We start from the raw sequence: 761 nt of genomic DNA, 5'->3' as shown, positions 1-761 counted from the left end.
GGCACCATCGTGCCGGGGCCCGCGTGTCGGGCGACCTGCTCGCGCTCCGCGATGCGGTCGAGGCGACGCTGCTCGCCGCCTCCGGACCGCTCGCCGCACTGTCGGATGCACCGTCGACCCAGGGCATCGTCGGCGTCGGCATCGGCCTGCCGGACCCCGACAGCGTCGCGTTCGGAATCGGCGGCCCCGGCGAGGCGGCGTTGACGCTGTTCACCGAAAGCGTGCTGCCGCGGGACGCGCTGCTGAGCAATCTCGCGCAGAGCGCCGGCACCCGTGCACTCGCGAGCGTGCCGGTGCAGCAGGTGCCGGTCGGGGCGGTCGACGCCTACTCGCATCGCGCGAGGCACCGCCCCGCGCCGGGAGGTGTGTCGGTCGGGCACGTCGACATCACGGCGGGCACGCTCGGCAGTCGCGCGATCGGCCTCACGGCGCCGTGGAACAACCGGCACCTGATCCTCAGCAACAACCATGTGCTGGCGAACTCGAACGCCGGCCGTGTCGGCGACAGCATCGTCCAGCCTGGTCCGGCGGACGGCGGGCGCCATCCCGCCGATCAGATCGCGGTGCTGGCGCGCTGGGTGCCGATCAATTTCGGCGGCTCGCCGAACCTCGTCGACGCCGCCTTCGGCTGGGCCTGGCATGAGCGCATCCGCGGCGGGCAGTACTACCTGTCCGGCGGCTGGCCACGGCGACGGTCACGACCGGCGCGGCGCCGGCACGGGCCGAAGGTCGCATCAGGATCGCCGAGCAGTTCGGCATCG

General features: G+C 73.3%; 1 pseudogene. It reads left to right on the top strand.

Annotated elements, in window-relative coordinates:
- Nucleotides 1-761, top strand: a pseudogene (locus ABTU92_RS29010) (hypothetical protein); the annotation flags it as partial.

Origin of the sequence: Rhodoplanes sp. SY1 (assembly GCF_046000175.1) — a bacterium.
GTDB lineage: Bacteria > Pseudomonadota > Alphaproteobacteria > Rhizobiales > Xanthobacteraceae > Rhodoplanes.
This window is presented reverse-complemented; position numbering and strand designations above follow the sequence as displayed.